The organism is Neokomagataea anthophila (genome assembly GCF_018122595.1).
Taxonomy (GTDB): Bacteria; Pseudomonadota; Alphaproteobacteria; order Acetobacterales; family Acetobacteraceae; genus Gluconobacter; species Gluconobacter anthophilus.
The window spans coordinates 1-252 of the sequence record NZ_JAGRQH010000092.1 but is presented as its reverse complement, the minus strand read 5'-3'; the positions used below and the strand labels follow the sequence as shown (position 1 = coordinate 252).

Sequence of the window (252 nt, the reverse complement as noted above, 5' to 3'; positions counted from 1 at the left end):
AGATGAGCTCGTTTCGCCACCGCCAAAACTCAGTCCCAAGCAGCAGACGGTGCTGGAAACACTGCGTCAGGCGGAACAGCCAGTTGAGATGCGCCACCTGGCTCAGCTGTCCAGGTGCGGCCCCGGCCCTGTGGAGGCACTCATAACCAAGGGCCTGGCTCGCCGAGTGGTCCGCCGCGTGGATCGTTTCCATCAGCCCGAGGAAGCCACGGAAGCGCGGCCACCCGTCGTGCTCAATGCCGATCAGCTCAA

General features: G+C 63.9%; 1 protein-coding gene. It reads right to left on the bottom strand.

Annotated elements, in window-relative coordinates; translation table 11 throughout:
• On the bottom strand, positions 1-252 hold a 252-nt coding region (locus KB213_RS12190; RefSeq protein WP_211683513.1), incomplete at both ends, for a hypothetical protein.